Origin of the sequence: Henriciella sp., assembly GCF_029937755.1 — a bacterium.
Classification (GTDB): Bacteria; Pseudomonadota; Alphaproteobacteria; order Caulobacterales; family Hyphomonadaceae; genus Henriciella.
This window is the reverse complement of the sequence record NZ_JAPYPG010000004.1, coordinates 188,274-205,619: the sequence shown is the minus strand read 5'-3', so window position 1 is coordinate 205,619 and position 17,346 is coordinate 188,274. Positions and strand designations below refer to the sequence as shown.

General features: G+C 63.4%; 17 protein-coding genes. 4 read left to right on the top strand and 13 right to left on the bottom strand.

The annotated features are described in order from the left end of the window. Positions 1 to 21 precede the first annotated feature (21 nt). Genes Q1K29_RS10755 through Q1K29_RS10715 form a run of 9 tightly spaced genes read right to left on the bottom strand, consistent with a single transcriptional unit; the run spans position 22 to position 6,736 of the window. Entirely contained in the window at positions 22 to 384 is a 363-nt protein-coding gene (locus Q1K29_RS10755; protein ID WP_300394583.1) for a LysR family transcriptional regulator, read from the bottom strand. Continuing rightward, positions 381 to 1,175 (bottom strand): sulfur oxidation c-type cytochrome SoxA, encoded by a 795-nt coding sequence (gene soxA / locus Q1K29_RS10750; RefSeq protein WP_300394580.1) that lies wholly within the window; start codon positions 1,173 to 1,175, stop codon positions 381 to 383. Before soxA ends, Q1K29_RS10755 begins: the two co-directional genes overlap by 4 nt. Further along, positions 1,172 to 1,489: a thiosulfate oxidation carrier complex protein SoxZ gene (gene soxZ / locus Q1K29_RS10745; RefSeq protein ID WP_300394577.1), complete on the bottom strand. Its 318-nt coding sequence runs from the start codon at positions 1,487 to 1,489 to the stop codon at positions 1,172 to 1,174. The genes soxA and soxZ overlap by 4 nt, the downstream gene beginning before the upstream one ends. Positions 1,490 to 1,498: 9 nt before the next feature. Then, positions 1,499 to 1,963 (bottom strand): SoxY-related AACIE arm protein, encoded by a 465-nt coding sequence (locus tag Q1K29_RS10740; RefSeq protein WP_300394574.1) that lies wholly within the window; start codon positions 1,961 to 1,963, stop codon positions 1,499 to 1,501. Next, positions 1,956 to 2,432 carry a sulfur oxidation c-type cytochrome SoxX gene (gene soxX / locus Q1K29_RS10735; RefSeq protein ID WP_300394571.1) on the bottom strand — a complete coding sequence of 159 codons (477 nt, stop codon included), beginning with the start codon at positions 2,430 to 2,432 and terminating at the stop codon, positions 1,956 to 1,958. Before soxX ends, Q1K29_RS10740 begins: the two co-directional genes overlap by 8 nt. Next, positions 2,429 to 3,706 (bottom strand): NAD(P)/FAD-dependent oxidoreductase, encoded by a 1,278-nt coding sequence (locus Q1K29_RS10730; RefSeq protein ID WP_300394569.1) that lies wholly within the window; start codon positions 3,704 to 3,706, stop codon positions 2,429 to 2,431. Before Q1K29_RS10730 ends, soxX begins: the two co-directional genes overlap by 4 nt. Then, a complete protein-coding gene (locus Q1K29_RS10725) occupies positions 3,703 to 4,068 on the bottom strand; it encodes a hypothetical protein (protein ID WP_300394566.1) in 366 nt (121 codons plus the stop codon). Before Q1K29_RS10725 ends, Q1K29_RS10730 begins: the two co-directional genes overlap by 4 nt. Further along, a complete protein-coding gene (locus Q1K29_RS10720) occupies positions 4,065 to 6,266 on the bottom strand; it encodes a molybdopterin cofactor-binding domain-containing protein (protein WP_300394563.1) in 2,202 nt (733 codons plus the stop codon). The genes Q1K29_RS10725 and Q1K29_RS10720 overlap by 4 nt, the downstream gene beginning before the upstream one ends. Before the next feature lie 11 nt (positions 6,267 to 6,277). Continuing rightward, positions 6,278 to 6,736: a (2Fe-2S)-binding protein gene (locus Q1K29_RS10715; protein ID WP_300394560.1), complete on the bottom strand. Its 459-nt coding sequence runs from the start codon at positions 6,734 to 6,736 to the stop codon at positions 6,278 to 6,280. Positions 6,737 to 6,992: 256 nt separating this feature from the next. Between Q1K29_RS10715 and Q1K29_RS10710 the strand changes: the two genes are divergently transcribed. From Q1K29_RS10710 to Q1K29_RS10695, 4 genes are all read left to right on the top strand, one after another. Further along, on the top strand, positions 6,993 to 8,645 hold the full coding sequence (locus tag Q1K29_RS10710) for an acyl-CoA dehydrogenase family protein (RefSeq protein WP_300394557.1): 1,653 nt from the start codon (positions 6,993 to 6,995) through the stop codon (positions 8,643 to 8,645). 82 nt (positions 8,646 to 8,727) lie between these two features. Continuing rightward, positions 8,728 to 10,005 carry a DsbA family protein gene (locus tag Q1K29_RS10705; protein WP_300394555.1) on the top strand — a complete coding sequence of 426 codons (1,278 nt, stop codon included), beginning with the start codon at positions 8,728 to 8,730 and terminating at the stop codon, positions 10,003 to 10,005. A gap of 197 nt (positions 10,006 to 10,202) precedes the next feature. Then, positions 10,203 to 11,288, top strand: coding sequence for an MBL fold metallo-hydrolase (locus Q1K29_RS10700; RefSeq protein ID WP_300394552.1), 1,086 nt, complete (start codon positions 10,203 to 10,205; stop codon positions 11,286 to 11,288). A 30-nt stretch (positions 11,289 to 11,318) separates the two neighbouring features. Beyond that, positions 11,319 to 11,933: a TetR/AcrR family transcriptional regulator gene (locus Q1K29_RS10695; RefSeq protein ID WP_300394549.1), complete on the top strand. Its 615-nt coding sequence runs from the start codon at positions 11,319 to 11,321 to the stop codon at positions 11,931 to 11,933. A 6-nt stretch (positions 11,934 to 11,939) separates the two neighbouring features. On the opposite strand, the gene Q1K29_RS10690 is transcribed toward Q1K29_RS10695, so the two are convergent. From Q1K29_RS10690 to Q1K29_RS10675, 4 genes are all read right to left on the bottom strand, one after another. Beyond that, on the bottom strand, positions 11,940 to 13,598 hold the full coding sequence (locus Q1K29_RS10690) for a sulfatase (protein WP_300394546.1): 1,659 nt from the start codon (positions 13,596 to 13,598) through the stop codon (positions 11,940 to 11,942). 3 nt (positions 13,599 to 13,601) lie between these two features. After that, positions 13,602 to 14,636 (bottom strand): glutathione S-transferase, encoded by a 1,035-nt coding sequence (locus Q1K29_RS10685; protein ID WP_300394543.1) that lies wholly within the window; start codon positions 14,634 to 14,636, stop codon positions 13,602 to 13,604. A 1-nt stretch (position 14,637) separates the two neighbouring features. Next, the gene (locus Q1K29_RS10680; protein ID WP_300394540.1) at positions 14,638 to 16,410 is read right to left on the bottom strand and encodes an arylsulfatase; all 1,773 of its coding nucleotides are present in this window, start codon (positions 16,408 to 16,410) and stop codon (positions 14,638 to 14,640) included. Positions 16,411 to 16,496: 86 nt separating this feature from the next. After that, positions 16,497 to 17,342: a prephenate dehydrogenase/arogenate dehydrogenase family protein gene (locus Q1K29_RS10675; RefSeq protein ID WP_300394537.1), complete on the bottom strand. Its 846-nt coding sequence runs from the start codon at positions 17,340 to 17,342 to the stop codon at positions 16,497 to 16,499. Positions 17,343 to 17,346: the final 4 nt, after the last annotated feature.

Here is a 17,346-nt window from a genome sequence, read left to right as displayed (position 1 = left end):
AAACGGTGATTTAGAGCGAGGCTAGCCCTGATCCAGGGATTGCAGCGATGAGAGGCGTTCAAGAATGACGCCGGTCGAGTTGCCTGCCTCGGCGCAGACATCATCATAAGCCGCAAGCACGGCCTTGCCGGTGTCCGAAAGCGCCGAGCCGCCACGCTCGGACCCGCCCACACTCGATTGGACCAGCGGATCGGCGAAGTCGGCATTCATTTCCTCAATCAGCTTCAACGCGCGCGGATAGGACATGGACAGCGCCTGCGCGGCGGCCCTGATCGATCCGGCCTCTGCGATGGCGCGGAGAAGCGCGGCCTTGCCCGGCCCGAACCGCCCGCCATTGGCGAGGTTGATGCGAATGCTGAGGCTGGCTTCTTCGTGGTCGCTCATCGTCTGATCCCTGGGGTTTCGACAGGCAGCCCCTCGGCCCGTTTGGCGAGATAGAGTTCGACAGCGGTATAGATATCAGACCCAAGCGGATAAGGCTCGGCCCGCACGCCCGCATCGCAGTCGCTCAGCCGCCGGTGAAGCGAGCCGAGCGTCTGCCATTCGAGCCGGTAGGCCGGGAAGCTGTTGCCATGGCCCTGGCTGATCGTGTCGCCGCGCAGTTTCTCGCCCCAATGTTCATTGTGGCACTGGCTGCAGGCGAGATTGAACTGACCGCGTTTCGTGAAGAAATAATCCTGACCTTGCTCGTAGTACGGCGCTGCCGCCCCGCTGACATCGACCGACATGGGCGCACCTTCCGAGAGGTGCGCGACATAGGTCGTCAGGGCGAGCAGCGGGTCGCTTTCATAGTCGAGCGGCTCAAGCCCCTGATGGCGCGTGCGGCAGAGATTGATGCGGCCTTCGAGATTGACCAGCTCGCCGGACTCCTCGTCCACCTGCGGATAGTGCGAGGCGGCGGCGTCCAGCTCGCTGCCATCCTCGCCGTGACAGGCCGCGCAGGATTTGGACTGGCCGATCGTCTCGCGGAAGAGTGAGCGGCCCCGGTCGACCCAGAGCATGCCGGGATTGGCGAAATCATCTTCCTGCAGGGCACGGGTCTCGGGCTGCAGGAAGGCGGTGCCGGTCTGCTTTACCTCATCGGGCAGGGTTGTGCGCTCGGGGGCAGGGCCCTCTCCGCGACTGCCAGAGCAGGCTGCCAGCAGCAGGAGCGCGGCGGCGCCCAGGCTTCTCATTCCACAGTAATCTCGTGGCTCTCGGACCAGCTTTCGCCATCCTGGTCAGTCCACTCGAATGCGAGTGTGCCGGACTCCGTGGCCTTGGTATAGAACGTCAGGAAAGGATTGGCCGCGATGCCCGGATGGAAGTCGGCGGCAAACACCGTCTCGCCATTATAGCGGCATTCAAACCGGGTGATGATGTCGCGCGGAATGTTCTCGCCGCGCGAGCCGCTGCGATAGCCGGTTTCCATCGGGTGCTGGATCATCGCCTTGAGTTCGATGATGTCACCTTTGCTGGCGGTGTCGGGAGCAGAAATCCGGATGGTCATGGGTGCCTCCTATCCGATCACACAGGCTGCGAGCGTCACGACGGTGCTGGCACTGCCCATCCAGAGTGACCCGTCACTCATCTCCGCAACCGCGCGGATGCGCTGCGTGCCCGCCATGCGGATACGGGTCGAGACTTCCGCCTTTCCGGCGCGCGGGCCGAGTTCGAAGACGGCCAGTTCCGGGATCGGGTTGCGCGGCGAAAACAGGCCAATGCGTCTGACATGGTCGGCTTCGCTCATCGGGCTGTCGACAGACACCGTGATCGCGACCGAATTGCCGTTCTCGGCAATGGGCGGCAGCTTCACCGTGACCTTGCCTTCCCTGATCTCTCCGTCACCAAACAGGTCCCGGATCGCCTTGTCGGCATCTTCCGGTTCGCCAAGGGCCGAAAAGGGCAGGGCGCTCGACAGCACACCGGCCCCGAGACCGGTCAGCATCAGGCGCCGTGTCAGCGTGAAAGAATTCTCAGCCATCTTCATTGCCTTCCGTCTTCAGCGCTGCGAGCCAGGCGACCAGATCCTCGATCTGGCGCGCGGTGAGAGCGGGTTCGCCGCGATACTCTTCGCCGACCTGATTGAGGCCGTACACCCTGTAATATGAGGGCATGACCGTATCCGGCCAAATCCTTTGCGCGTCGGCCACCCGCAGGCGGATCTGCGCCGGGTCCAGCCGGTCGCCGAGCCCCGTCAGCGCCGGGCCGACATTGCCCTGAAATTCTGCGTCCAGCCCGTCCACCTGATGGCAAAGGACGCAATGACCCTGCTCACGATCGACGAAGACGACGCGTCCGCGTGCTGCATCGCCTGTCTCGCCGCCAAGTGGGGCCGGGATAGCATCACCCTCTACCGTCACCGGTTCGGCGAGGCGCTGCTCGGTCTCCGCCTCAGTGCAGCCACCGGTCAGGAGAAGGCCGCCGGCAAGCGCGGCGAGGCAAGCCCTCATCCGAACGCCTCTGATGTAATGGTCCTGAACCAGGCCAGGGCCTGCGCTGCTTCGGCCTCGCGGACCGATGGTGCCGCTGCGAGGGGTGAGACCCCGCCGGCACCGTCAACGCTCATCAGCTTGCCGTCATCATTGGTATAGACGCCGGTTATCGAGACCGCCGCATCATCGGCCACATAGGAATAGCAGGTATTGGCCAGCACCGTCGCTTCCGGGTCCTGCCCGGCCAGCAGCCGTGTGATCTGGGCCGCGCAAACCTTGGCCTGAAGGTTAGCCGAGAAGGCCGACTTCGGCATCGGAGCGGCAATCGTCGCATCGCCGAGGACGTGTATGCCGGGCACGAGTGTCGATTCAAAGGTGAGGCCGTTGATCGGGCACCAGCCGGTCTGGTCAGCGACACCGGCGGCGTGGGCAATGCGCCCGGCCTGTTGCGGCGGGATGACATTGGCGACGGTGGCTTCGATCTCGTCGAACTCGGTCGAAAGCGTCATCGTCTCCGGATTGACGGCGACGACGCGCCCAAAGTCGCTCGCGCCGCGCCATTCGAGATGGTCGGGATAGCGGGCGGCCCAGGCTTCCTCGAACAAGGACTGCTTGGAGAAGCTGTCCTTCGCGTCCAGCACCAGAAGCTTCGATTTCGGCTTCTGTGTCTTGAGATAGTTTGCGATCAGGCTCGCGCGCTCATAAGGGCCCGGCGGACAGCGGAACGGGGCGGCAGGCGCAGACATCACGACTAGCCCGCCATCCTCCATCTCTTCCAGCTGCCGGCGCAGCAGCGTGGTCTGTTGCCCAGCCTTCCAGGCGTGCGGCATGGCGTCGACCGCGCCCTCGTCATAGCCTTCCAGCGCGCCCCAGCGAAAATCGATGCCGGGCGACATGACAAGCCGGTCCCAGGACAGGCTCGCGCCGTCAGCCAGCGTCACGGTGCGCGCGTCTGCATCGACGGCGTCTGCAGCCTGCTGGACGATTTCGATACCAAGCGCCTTAAGGCCGTCATAGCCGAACGCCTGTGCGGACAGTTCACGCCCGCCGCCGATTACCAGATTGCTGAACGGGCAGGCATAGTAGGTGCTCTTCGGCTCGATCAGGGTGACCGATGCACCTGGCATCAGCTGTTTGAGATACTTCGCCGCCGTTGCCCCGCCAAAGCCGCCGCCGATTACGACCAGCTTTGCCTTCGTCTGGCTCATGGCGGCGGGGGAAAGCCCGGCGAGTGCAGCCGTGCCGGCCAGTCCGGTCAGCACGCTGCGGCGACTGAGGGGGAAACGGCTCATAGAGGCTTGTCCCCGGCGAGATAGACGCTGATGCTGGCCATATCGGCCTCGCTATAGCCCCGCATCAGCCGGTGCATAACCGTCGTACCGTCGGCCTCATCATGATAGCGCATAAGGGCGGTCATAAGCTCTTCCCGGGAATAGCCCTCAAGGCTGACGATCGCCTGCCCGGCCTCGCTATGGCAGCCTGAACAGCTCATGGCGAGCATGCTGGTCCTGTCTGGCACGGAGACCTGTTCGGCCTGTTTCAGGCCGTCCATTCCGGCGTCGTCGGTGCCGTTGGCCGGATTGCAGGCGGAGAGGCTGGCCGCAGCCCCGAGCAGGGCTGCGGCCATCAGTTGTCTGGTCTTCAGGGCGCTCAAGCGTCCCTCAGCGGCTGGTCCTTGATCGGCAGTTTGCGGATGCGCTTGCCGGTGGCCGCATAGATGGCGTTCAGCACGGCGGGGGCTGCCACGGCGATGGTCGGCTCGCCGACCCCGCCCCAGAAGCCGCCGGACGGCATCACGATCGTTTCCACTTCGGGCATCGCGGCCAGGCGCATCGACGGATAGGAGTCGAAATTCTTCTGCACCGTTTCGCCATTCTCGAAGGTGATCTCGCCATAAAGGGCGGCTGACAGGCCGTAGACGAACGAGCCGGCGACCTGCGCATCGATCTGCTGCGGATTGACCCCATAGCCGGGGTCGGTTGCCGCCACGATGCGGTGGATCTTGAGTTCGCCTTCATCGCTGACCGTCACCTCCGCGCAGGCGGCGGTGTAGCTGCCGAACGAGTAGAAGGCGCACAGCCCGCGGGCCTTGCCATCATCATTGCCCCAGCCGGATTTCTCCGCGGCCGCCTCGAGAACGGCGGCGAGTTTCGGGCTGTCGGTCATGTATTCCAGCCGGAATTCCAGCGGATCGCGACCGGCGGCATGGGCGAGTTCGTCCATGAAGCATTCGAGGTAGATCGCATTCTGGTTGGCGTTCACCCCGCGCCAGAAGCCCGGCCGTACCGGCGGGTTGCGCATGGCATGGTCGAAGAGTGCCGCTGGATAGGTGTATTTCAGCGTCTGGTCTTCGGCCCGTTCATCGAAGCCGCTGGGCAGCAGACCCTGGAAGGCATAGGGATCCATGCCGTCGGTCAGGGCCTGAGGCATGAGCCCGGCCAGGATGGACTGGCCCGACAGGCGGATCTTGATGCCGGTCAGCTTGCCATCGGCATCGAGCGCGCCCTGGCAACGGGCCTTCGTCGTCGGGTGATAGAAGCCCTGCTCCATATCCTCTTCACGCGTCCAGAGCAGCTTGACCGGCGTGCCGGGCATCTCCTTGGCGATGGTCACCGCCTGGGTGACATAGTCGCTCATGCCGCGCCGGCCGAAACCGCCGCCAAGCAGCAGCTTGTAGACGTCGCACTGTTCGATCGGCAGGCCAGCCGCTTCGGCAGTGGCGGCGAGGGCCGCTTCACCGTTCTGGGTCGGGCACCAGACTTCGCACTTCTCCTCGGTCCAGACGGCCGTGGCATTCATCGGCTCCATGCAGGCATGGTTCTGGTGCGGGGCGTTGTAGCTCGCTTCTATGACCTGCGCAGCATTCTCGAACGCTGCATCGACATCGCCGACCTGGTTGCCGACATAGGCTTCCTCGGCGGTCAGGCCCTCATCGAGATCGGCCTCGAAAGCCGCGCTCGAGAAGTCCGAGCCTTCGCCCGGCGCCCATTCGATCTGCACCGCATCGAGCGCCTTCTGGGCGTTCCACCACTTGTCGGCCACGACAGCGACGGCGGTATCGCCGACCTGCATGGCCTTCTGCACGCCCGGCATGCCTTCGGCGGAACTCGCATCGAAGGACCGCACCGTTCCGCCCCGCATTGGCGCGGCCTTGATGGCGGCGTTGACCATGCCATCGAGCTGGATGTCGGCGCCATAGAGCTGCTTGCCGGTCACCTTGTCGGCAGTATCGAGGCGCTTCACCGGCTGGCCGATGATTTTCCATTCCGACGGATCCTTCAGCGGCACGTTGGCTGGCGGCTCGACGCTCGCGGCGTCCTCGGCCACCTCGCCATAGCGCAGCTCGTTGCCGGACGGTCCGTGCGTGATCACGCCTTTCTCGACCGAGCATTCGCCCACGGGCACGTCCCAGCGATTGGCTGCAGCCTGCACCAGCATCATGCGCGCAGCTGCCCCGCCTTCGCGGACATAGTCCTGGCTGTTGCGGATGCCGCGCGAGCCGCCGGTCGAGAAGTCGCGCCAGACGCGGTCACGCTTCAGGTTTTCGCCCGGTGTCGGATATTCGGTGACGACCTTGTCCCAGTCGCATTCGAGTTCTTCGGCCACAAGCTGGGCGAGGCCGGTCAGTGTGCCCTGGCCCATTTCGGACCGCGCAATGCGGATGGTGACGACGTCATCGTCACCGATATGCACCCAGGCATTCACTTCCGGATTGGGCTCGCCGGTTGCTGCCGCATCGCCTTCGCTGTCGCCGGTGCCCGGAGAGCAGGCGGCCAGGATGCCGATGGTCAGGCCGGTCGCGCCGGTGCCGATAATGAAGCCGCGGCGGGAAAGATTGATTGTGTCAGCCATTGTCTGTCCCCTTACGCCTTCTTCGTCTTGGCGAGATGGATGCCCTTGCGCACCCGCGCCAGCGTCCCGCAGCGGCAGATATTCGTGACCTGCTGGTCGATATCCTCATCCGTCGGGTCCGGTGTGTTGTTGAGCAGGCCTGCCACCGCCATGATCATGCCGGGCTGGCAGTAACCGCACTGCGGAATGTCCATTTCCACCCAGGCCTGCTGGACGGGGTGGGAACCATCTTCCGACAGGCCCTCGATCGTCGTGATCTCTTCTGCGCCGGACAGCGCGCCGACCGGATAGGTGCAGGAGCGCACCGGCTGGCCGTCGATATGGACGGTGCAGGTGCCGCACTGGGCGATGCCGCAGCCATATTTCGTGCCGGTCAGCCCCAGTTCCTCGCGGATGACCCAGAGCAGCGGTTTGGTCTCGTCCTCGACCTCTACCGTCACCGTCTTCCCATTGACCTTGAGTTCTGCCATCGCCCTCTTCCTCCTCGGTGCTGGCGGCCAGCCAATGCCGCAAGGGCAGGGCCGGCAGGCGCGGGCTCCATGAGGCCCCGCCTTCGCGTCCCAGACGGCGGTCGCTCATCGCCGGCTGATCCAAATTAAGTCTAGAGCGAGCTTGGTAGCGCGACCAGCCATGCGCGAAAATTTTTTCGCCTGATGATAGGGTTTGCTCACGCCTGGTCTTATCCTGCACAAAACAGGACAGGCCCTGACGCCAGCGGAGGAAGACTTGACCCATCACGCGCCGCTCTCGGATCTCGAGACCCATACTGTCACCAATCAGCCGGCTCCGTTTGAGGATGTGAACCTCTATGAGACCGACCGCGCCATGCGCGACGCGGTTACCGCTTTAGGCGGTGCGCTCCATGTCGGCAAGCTTTCGGCCTTTGGCGAGACATGCGGCCGGGCAGAAACGCAGAGATGGGCGCGCCAGGCGAATGAGAACCCGCCAAAGCTCAAATCCTTCGACCGCTATGGCCACCGCCTCGACGAGGTCGAATTCCATCCCGCCTATCACGAGCTGATGGCGCTCGGCCTTGATAGCGGGATCTCCGGTGCCGCCTGGGAGGCCAGTGAGGCCGGCCATGTCCTGCATGGCGCGATGATGATGCTGATGATGCAGGCCGATGCGGGTGTGACCTGTCCAATGTCGATGACCTATGCCTGTGTGGCGGCGCTGAAGGCTGATCCCGACATCGCCGCCACGTGGACGCCGCGTGTCACGGCGCAGAGCTATGATCCCCGTTTCATCCCGGCGTCAGAGAAGACCGGCGTCACCATCGGCATGGCGATGACGGAAAAGCAGGGCGGGTCTGACGTTCGTGCCAATACGACAAAGGCTGAACCGGCCGGCGATGGCGGCTATATCCTGACTGGGCACAAATGGTTCTGTTCCGCGCCCATGTCCGACGCCTTCCTTACGCTGGCCTATGCCGAGGGCGGCATGACCTGTTTCCTCGTGCCGCGCTGGCGCCCGGACGGCACGCGCAATGGCATCCATGTCATGCGCGTGAAGGACAAGCTGGGCGACAAGTCCAACGCCTCCTCCGAAGTCGAGTATCACGGCGCCTGGGCTGAGCGGCTCGGCGAGGAGGGCCGTGGTATCCGCACCATTATCGATATGGTCCAGCATACCCGCTATGACTGCACATTAGGCTCGGCTGGCGGAATGCGCGCGGCTCTCACCCAGGCGCTCTGGCATACCTCCCAGCGCCGGGCCTTCCAGAAGTCGCTGATCGACCAGCCGGCCATGCGCGCCGTTCTCGCCGATCTGGTCATCGAGAGCGAAGCAGCGACAGCCCTCGCGCTGCGCATCGGAGCGAGCCTCGACCGGGCCGGCGGTGATGAGCAGGAAGCGGCCTTCATGCGGCTCGCCACACCGCTCGCGAAATACTGGGTCTGCAAGCGCCAGCCGGGCTTTGTCTATGAAGCGCTCGAATGCCATGGCGGCGCGGGCTATGTCGAAGAAGGCCCGATGCCGCGCCTCTTTCGGCAGTCCCCGCTGAACGCGATCTGGGAAGGCTCCGGCAATGTCATTGCCCTCGACATCCTGCGCGCCCTGTCGAGAGAGCCCGAAAGCCTGAAGGCCGTGCAGGCTGAATTCCAGTCCGCCATGGGCAGGAACGGCCTCTATGACCGGCACTGTGAGAAGCTGGCAGACTTCATGGAGCCCGGCAGCCTGCATGAGGGCACCGCCCGGGCCTTCGCACAGGAAATGGCACTGGCGCTGCAGGGCGCGGCGCTCGCCCAGTGTGCCCCGGATTTCGTGTTCGACGGCTTCTGCCAGCAAAGGCTCGCACCGGGCGGCCGCGGCTTCGTCTATGGCGATGTGGCCGAGGCGGTCGACTTTGCCTCCATCATCGAGCGCGCCATGCCGGCCTGAGCGGCCGAGAGCCTCGCCTGATTAAATTGACACGACTTATGTCAATATATACCCTTCCCGCAGAGGAGAGGGCCCCTGACGCATGTCGATCAAGACATTTCTTGCATCAAGGGTCACCCAGCACCTGACGGACCAGCAGCGTCTGGCCGCCCGGCGCGAGAAGACGGATCGCAGGCGCGCAATGCGGGGGGACGCATGCATGGTCGACTATTTTCACGATGCCTCGGACCCTTATTCGCATCTTGTCGCGCAGATTCTACCTACGCTCCTTGAGCGATACGATATCGAACTGGTGCCACACCTCGTGGCGCCGCCACCCGACTGGGCTGCGCCGGACCGCGAGAAGCTGATCTCCTATTCCCGCCTTGATGCTGAGCGTCTGGCCCGCAAGGCTGGGCTTTCCTTTACCGACCCCGGCCAGCAGCCGGGCGATGGCCGGATGAAGCTCGCCGAAGCCGCACTCGCCCGCGCGATGGAGGCCGGCTCGTTTGCAGAAGAGGCGGTCGGGATCGGCAACTGGCTCTGGTCTGGCGAAGGCACGCCGCCGGAAGCGGGTGGCGATGCTGCCACCGTAAAGCGGGCCGGAACCGACCGGCGAGAAGAGGCTGGTCATTACCTCGCCGGAACCTTCCATCTCGATGGCGAATGGTTCTGGGGGCTGGACCGGCTTCACTATCTCGAAGACCGGCTGGCAAAGGCCGGCCTGCGCAAGACGAATGCGCCTGAAGCAGCGATCTTCCCGCCACCGCCGCTGCTCACCAATCCCCCGTCTAAGCCGGGCCCCGCGCCTGAGCTCCACTACTATCTCTCCTTCCGCAGCCCCTACACCTATATCGCCGCCGAGCGGGTGAAGGCGCTGGCAGACGCTTATGGCGCGGGTCTCAAGCTCCGTTTCGTCCTGCCCATGGTGATGCGCGGCATGCAGGTGCCCCGCACCAAGGGCCTCTACATCCTGAAAGACACGGCCCGCGAAGCCCACCGCCTCGGCATCCCTTTCGGCAAGGTCGCCGATCCGGTCGGCGAGCCGGTCGAACGGGGTTACGCCATCCTGCCCTGGGCCATCGAGCAGGGGCGAGGCTATGATTTCGCGCTGAGCTTCATGAAAGGCGTCTGGGCCGAGGGCATCGATGCCGGCTCAGACAGCGGTCTCAAGACAATTGTCGAGCGGGCCGGGCTCGACTGGAAGACCGCGAAGCCGCTCATCGGAAATGAAGACTGGAAACCACAAGCCGAAGCCAACCGGGACGAGATGATGGGGCTCGGTCTCTGGGGTGTGCCGAGCTTCCGCGTCGGCGATTTTTCGGCTTGGGGCCAGGACCGGCTCTGGCTGATCGAGGACGCGCTGAAGGGCGCGTCATAACTGGGCTGGAATTGGGCTGAAACTGGAACGGTTCTGGAACGCGATTCTTGGGGGATGGAAGGTGGGGGTCTGATGGATCAGAGGGAGGATGTAATGGGCACCATGAATGAAGCGATGATCCTCAGGGCCGGACCGGTCATCCTGCTTTCTCAATGGGACGAGACAGGGGCTAACCGTCTCCCTGAGGTACAAAACTGATGCGCTGGCTGTGGTGGGGGCTCGGGGCGGTTGCCATTGTTGTTATTGCGATGTGGCTTGTGCTTGGCCGGTTTCGGGCCGAGATCGGCATGGCGCTTTTCGAACGCCAGGTGTCGGAGATCGTCGGGACCGATCCGAGCGCATCCCTCGACGATGGCCTGCACGTCTATTTCTGCGGAACCGGATCACCCCTTCCCGATCCGGCGCGGGCCGGCCCATGTCTCGGGATTCTGGCGGGACAGTCCGCCTTTATCTTCGATACCGGCTCAGGAAGCATGAGGAAACTGGCGCGGATGGGTTTCCCTGTCGGCGGTACGGACAAGGTCTTCCTGACGCATCTCCATTCCGACCATATTGACGGTTTCGGCGAACTTCTTCTGCAGGCCTGGGTGGGCGGGTCGCGGTCCACACCGCTCCCTGTTGGCGGTCCTGTCGGGACGCAGGAGGTGGTGGACGGATTTACCTCCGCCTACAGAATTGATGCAACCTACAGGACCGCCCATCACGGTGAAAAAATCGCTAATCCTCAAGGCTTTGGTGCGCGTGTGGAGGAGGTCGGGTTTGCCCCCGGCAGCCGTCAGAAAGTGGTGTACGAGTCCGGCGGTGTGACCATTGCCGCCTTCCTCGTCGACCATTCCCCGGTCGCGCCTGCGCTCGGCTACCGCGTCGACTATGGCGGGCGCTCGGTCACAATCAGCGGTGACACAGTGGCCAGCGAAACCGTCGTGCTGATGGCGAAGGACACCGACATACTTGTCCATGAAGCCCTGAACCGGGAGATGGTGCAGATGATGTCTCAGGCGGCAAAACATAATACAAACAATGCTTTGTCGACGATTTTCGCCGATATACTGGATTATCATACCCATCCGGAAGAGGCCGCCGAGATTGCCGAGCGGGCCGGTGCGGACATGCTCGTGCTGACCCATATCGTGCCGCCTCTGCCCAATACGTTCCTGAACGCGGCCTTCCTCGGCGATGCCCGCAGCCACTTCTCCGGCCGGCTGTCGGTGGGCCGCGATGGCATGCTGGTCAGCCTGCCTGCCGGCGAGGGACAGATTTCCGTCACGCACCTGCTTGATTGACGAAGTGCCGGGATCGGGCAAGGTGGCCGTATGAGCGAAAAACCGGATCTCAGCATCGTCCCGCCTGGCAGTCCCGACGGCGACGGTCGACGCGCGCGCTCCGAGCGCAGCCGCGCGCAGATCGTCGATGCTATGCTGAGCTTGGTCTCCGGCGGCAATATGGACCCAAGTGCCGCCAGCGTCGCCGGGGAAGCCGGCGTCGGCCTGCGCACCGTCTTCCGCCATTTCGAGGATATGGACGGCCTCTACCGAGAAATGACGTCCCGCCTGGAGGCAGAAATCCTGCCTGTCGTCATGACCCCTTGGGAGTCCCCGGATTGGCGCGGACGCCTTCGCGAACTCGTCTCCCGCCGGGCAGGCATCTATGAGCGGATCATGCCGATCAAGGTCGCCGCCAATCTCCGCCGTTTCCAGTCTGACTGGCTCATGCATGATTACAAACGCTTCCTCACCATGGAGCGTGGGGGCCTCTATGGCCTGCTGTCGGAGCAGGTCCGGGAAGATGAAAACCTGTTCGCCGCGCTGGAAATGGTGACTGCCTTCCAGACCTGGCGGCGCATGCGGCAGGATCAGGGGCTCGATCCCGCGCAGGCGGAAGCAGTCATGTCGCGGACCGTTGAAGCGTTGATCGCCGGGGTCGAGTGAACCCGTCTAGTTCGGCCAGTAGATGATCTCGTCGCCGGGTTCGATCCGGTCAGCCAGCGTCTTGTCCACGGCCACCGGCCCTTCGAGTGTGTACGGATAGAGCGGTTCGCGTGCGCCTTCCTGATGAGCGGACAGAAGCGCTTTCATTTCCGCAAGCTTGTCGGGACGGTCCTCGGCCAGATTGACCTGCTCGGTCGGGTCCTCGGCGAGATTGTAGAGCCAGGCCTTGTCGGGCCGATCGCTGACCTGAAGCTTCCAGTCTCCTTGCCGCACGACCTGATTGTAGGCGCTCTGCCAGAAGATCGTGTCCTCAGCCAGCCTGTCCGTTTCGCCCGTCGCCAGTGGCAGAAGGTTTCGCCCATCAATCTCGACGCCTGGTGGCATTGAGGCGCCGCAGGCCGCGGCAAGTGTCGGCAGGAGGTCAATATGCGCAGCCGGTGCAGAGATTGCCCGGCCGCCTGGGAGTTGTGCTGGCCAGCGCATGAATAGCGGTACCCGGATGCCGCCTTCGAACAGGGTCAGTTTCCATCCGCGATAAGGGTCGTTGATGTCCGGAAGGCCGATATAGCCGGGTCCGCCATTGTCGCTCGAGAAGATCACGATGGTATTCTCTGCCAGCCCTTCCTCGTCCAGCGTGTCGAGGATGTCGCCGACGCTCCGGTCCAGCGCGCGCACCATGGCTGCGTAGACGCGCAGGCGGTGTGGCTCGATGTCACCGACCGCCTCAAAGTCCTCTTTCGTGGCTTGCAGCGGCGTGTGCACACCCCAGTGAGCGAGGTAGAGGAAGAAAGGCTGATTGCGATTGGCGCGGATGACGTCCTGCGCCTCCTCAGTCCAGTAATCGGTTAGGTAGCCACCCGGTTTGAACCATTCGCTTTCATTGTAGCTCGCGGCGAACTGCATGCGCGCCCAAAGGAACTTGTCGACTGGATCGAAGTCCACCTTCGCATTGACGACGTCCGGATCGTCCTCTGGCAGGTATAGCCCGCTCGCCATCAGCAGGCTCTCATCGAAGCCCTGTGCATTGGGCCCGAATTCCTCGCCACGACCGAGATGCCACTTGCCGATGTGGACAGTATGATAGCCCGCCTCCTTCAGCACTTCCGCCATGGTTACCTCGGCGCCGGGCAGGCCTTGCTCCTGGAACGGCGGAGACGCCTCGGAGGCCTCCCTGTTCCAGTCGATCGGGGGCATGCCGTTCGGCTGGTCTTCGGCGAACATGGAGATAATGCGGCCCATGCCGTCAGGGGTCGGGGTGAACTCGAATCCGGTCCGTGTCGGGTATCGCCCGGTCATCAGCATGGCGCGCGAGGGGGCGCAGCTGGCGGTTCCGGAATAGGCATTGGTGAAGATGACACCCTGACGGGCCAGCCGGTCGATGTTGGGAGTCTGTACGGCTCTATTCGCGACCCCGCCCCCAAAGGTCGAAATATCGTTGAAGCCAAGGTCATCGGCCAGGATGAAGACGACATTGGGCGGGCGATCCTCTGAAGGCACCTCGGCCGTCTCCGGGCCCTGTCGCCAGTCGATGTCACGATGCGCGGCCACGTCCTGCTTGCCGGTGTTGGAGGCAATGAAAAGGATGATCGACTTGCGATTGAGATAGGCCAGCATCGCGGCGCTGACCGCAAGAATGAGAATGCCGAGGATGATTTTCTTCCACATCGCCTAAGTCCCGCTGGCCCCGAAAATCGCGTCACAGCCTGTGCCCGAAAGCGCTGCGTCTACGGTCTTTCGGGCGTCTGCCGGCAGCGCGCTGTGGGCGTCTCGTAGCGTCTCGAAGCACTTGGCCTGATAGGGAAAGGTGGGCTGGACCCATGGCCGTCCATCGATCTCCCCGGAGACCTCGTCGGCGCCTTCCATGGCGGCTTTCGCATTGGCTATGAGGAAGGGCGCATAAACCCGTCCGATCTCGGCGAGTAGCGGCTTGAGACGGGTGCCGGCCTCGCCCGGATCGAGCCAGTCGCTGTCTTCTGGATCCAGGCCTGAGAGGTCCTCCATCCGGTCGATCCATGCGCGCACCCGCTGTGAAATCCCGTTCGTCACCGCCGCCGATGTCGGCTCGATAATGCCAAGCTGGGTGAGCTGGCCATAAATGGCGAAGTCTGCCGCGCCGGGCCTGCTCCCCATCACATAGCCCTCCTGCGAGATCAGGCCGTCCAGTATGCCGACGAAGCGCTTGTAACTGTCTTCAATGGTCTCGGCGGTGGTCTCGTTGGAGCCGACGACGTAGAGCCGGTCGACCTGGCGCTTCGTGAAGGCATCCGCGGCCGCTTTCGCCTGGTCGGCCGGAATCGTCGGCATGGACCAGTAGACGAGCAGCGGGCCGGCATTGTCGCAATCGACCTTGCGTGCCCAGCGATAATGAAACATTGCCTTGGTCAGCCACTCATCGGCATAGTCTTCAATCAACGCATCGAGGAAGGCGAGCGCCGGATCGGAGGGGAGCACGGACCGGCCTGAATAGTCCTGCTCGAGGCGCCGTATGATGGGGGTGGAGTCGATCATCGCTTCAACACCGCCGCCATCCGCCGGGAAATAGAAGGTTGGCAGCAATTTCACTTTCGGCTGCGGCAGGCCGGGTGGCGGGTTTTGATGGCCACCCCAGATCATCTCGTAGGGAATCTGCCTGTAGCGCAGAACGGCGAGCATCTTGCGGGTGTAGGGCGAGCCCGGTGCGCCCAGCAGTTTCAATCGGTCCATATCAGCCTCCTCGCGGCCTGAGCGCCAGGCGGACGAGCCGCCACAAGCCCCAGATCAAAGCGATCAGAATGATGATCGCGCTGGCAAAAATCCACCAATAAGCCTTCAGCTGGCGCATCTGCGTGTTGCGGGTCAGGACCTTGTGGCTGTCATACCCCTCGGGCACGGCGAGGACGCCCATGCGCCCGGCATAATCGTCATAGGCGGCGAGCATTGATTCCATCACCTCGGGCCGGGTGGCCGAGAGGTCGGTGGTCTCGCCGGGATCGTTTGCGATGTCATATAGCCGCCAGCTGGCATCGCCCCACGGCTTCTGGTTGCGGGTGATCTTGTAGTCATCGCGGATAAGCGCGGAATTGCCCGAGACTTCAATCGCGATCGGCTCGTCGGGGCCGTACACGGCGTTGGTGGATCCAGAGAGAAGTGGCACCAGGCTGCGTCCGGTCATCGCGACACCCTCGCTTTCAGCCGGCGCGCCAGCCATCTCGAGCAGGGTTGGCGTGATATCGGTGACCTGCGCTCTCGCATCCTGTCGTACGCCTTGAGGCACGCCCGGCCCAGACATGATCATCGGCACGTGTATGCCGCCTTCCGAACCGAAGAACTTGAACAGGTCACCGGGGGCTGCGGCCGCCATGGCGAATTCGGGTCCGATAAAGCCCCAGCTTCCTTTCTCGCCGATCCCCTCAATATCGAGGTTATAACCGTGGAACTTCATCCAGAGTTTTAGCCGCCAGTCATTGTCGCCCCGTGTCGGCTCGGGCCCGTTATCGGACGTGACGACGAAGACGGTATTGTCGTAGAGCCCCTGCGCCTTCAGGTGTTCGACTAACCGCCCGACATGCTGGTCCATGGCTTCGAGCATGGCGGCGTTTACCGCCATGCGGGCCGCATAAAGCTGCTGCTCTTCTTCGCCAAGCGACTCCCATGCGCGCATCTCGGGGCGGAAGCTTTCCAGATTGGCATCGTGAGGAATCAGGCCCAGTTCCTTGGCCTTTAGCCATCGGCGTTCGCGCAGCGCTTGCCAGCCATCGGAGTAGGTGTCGCGATACTTCGCGGTTATCTCGGCAGGGGCCTGAACCGGAATATGCACAGCCTGAAAGCCGAGATAGGCCAGGAATGGCTTCGAAGCGTCGGTCTCGCCGAGATAATCGATCATCTTGTCGACGATGAATTCGGAGGAATAGAAATCCTCGGGCAGGTCGGCCGGCGCACCGTCCTCATACCAGGGCGCATCCTGGTAGTACGGCATGTACGACTTGTCTTCCCAGTTGTCGGCTCCGGAGGCATCGAGCGCAAAGGAGCGGTCGAAGCCATGGTCAGAGGGCAAGGCTCCTTCGTCGCTGCCAAGGTGCCACTTGCCGGTCATCAGCGTGCGATAGCCGAGCGGCTGCAGCCGTGTGGCCACCGTCTCCACGCCGGGCTCGAGCCGCATGGTATAGCCCGGCTGGCCGATATGCTCCTTGGGAAGAACTTCCGGGATGGTCGCGACGCCGGTGCGATGGTTGTCGATGCCGGTCAGAAGCATTGCACGCGAGGGCGCGCACAGCGGTGAGGTATAGTAGCGCGTGAACATCATACCCTGCCGGGCCAGCGCATCGATGTTCGCTGTGGCCGCCTCGCCGCCATAAATGCCGAGATCCATGAAGGCGGCGTCGTCGATCAGCAGGATGACGAAGTTCGGCTTGCCGGCTGTCTCCTGCGTGACAGCACTCGGTGCAACTATCGCAAGCGCCCCGGCCATGCAGGCCAGGAGTCGTCGAATTGCGCGCATGTGTCCCTCCCCGGACTTTTGACACAAAAAGTGCCATAAGTTTGCGAGGATAGAAAGCAGAGAATTGGAAGGATCGTTAAGGGCGTTCAGTCGAGTGAGCCGAACACCTTCACGCACTGGGCAGACAAGTCGGGTAGTGGCGCGCCGAGATTGCCCCGGGCGCCAGCCAGCATGTCGGCAAACGCCTTGGCGTCGCCTGCCTCACACACCTCGTCGAACGCTTGCAGGGATGCGATCAGTTTGCGGCGGGCTTCACCGGCGAACGGGTTGGAGGCCTGTATCTTCCAGTAGACGTGCGCTTCGCCGGACAGGATGCGCGCCGCGAGCATCCGCATCACGCGGTTGGGTGGTGTGTTGAACAGGGCACCATCTGCGGAGACCGATGCGATGAAGCCGAGAATGGTCGCGTGCAACTGGGCCTGGGCTTCGGCGGCCAGCCTGTCGTGGCGCTCGGCATCCAGCGGGATGATGTTGAGGCCGGACCGTTCGAGAAAGCCCGTCAGGTCTTCCGGGTAATCAGGCGTCCGCAATACGGTGATGACGATGGAATTCCCCGTCCAGTCGAGCCCCGGTCCGAAGAGCGGGTTGATCGAGACAAGGCCGCAGCGGGCAGCCTGTCCGACGGCCTCGACATAGGGCGCCTTCACCGATGTGCAGTCGACCAGCATGGCCTGAGGGGACATCGCGCGGGCAACACTCGCAGCCGTCTTGCAGGCAATGGCATCCGGAACTGAAAGAATGACCAGATCCGCTGCCTTGAGGGCCTGGCGCATCTCCTGGTCAAGCGCCGTAAGATCGGTTGCAACGATCCCTTCACCGCCATTCAGATCAGCGCCGAGAGTCTCGAACCCGGCGGACTCGAGGCGATCAAGGAACATGCGGCCCATGCCGCCGGCTGCACCGAAGACGATTGCGCGTTTGGTGTTTGCCATGGTG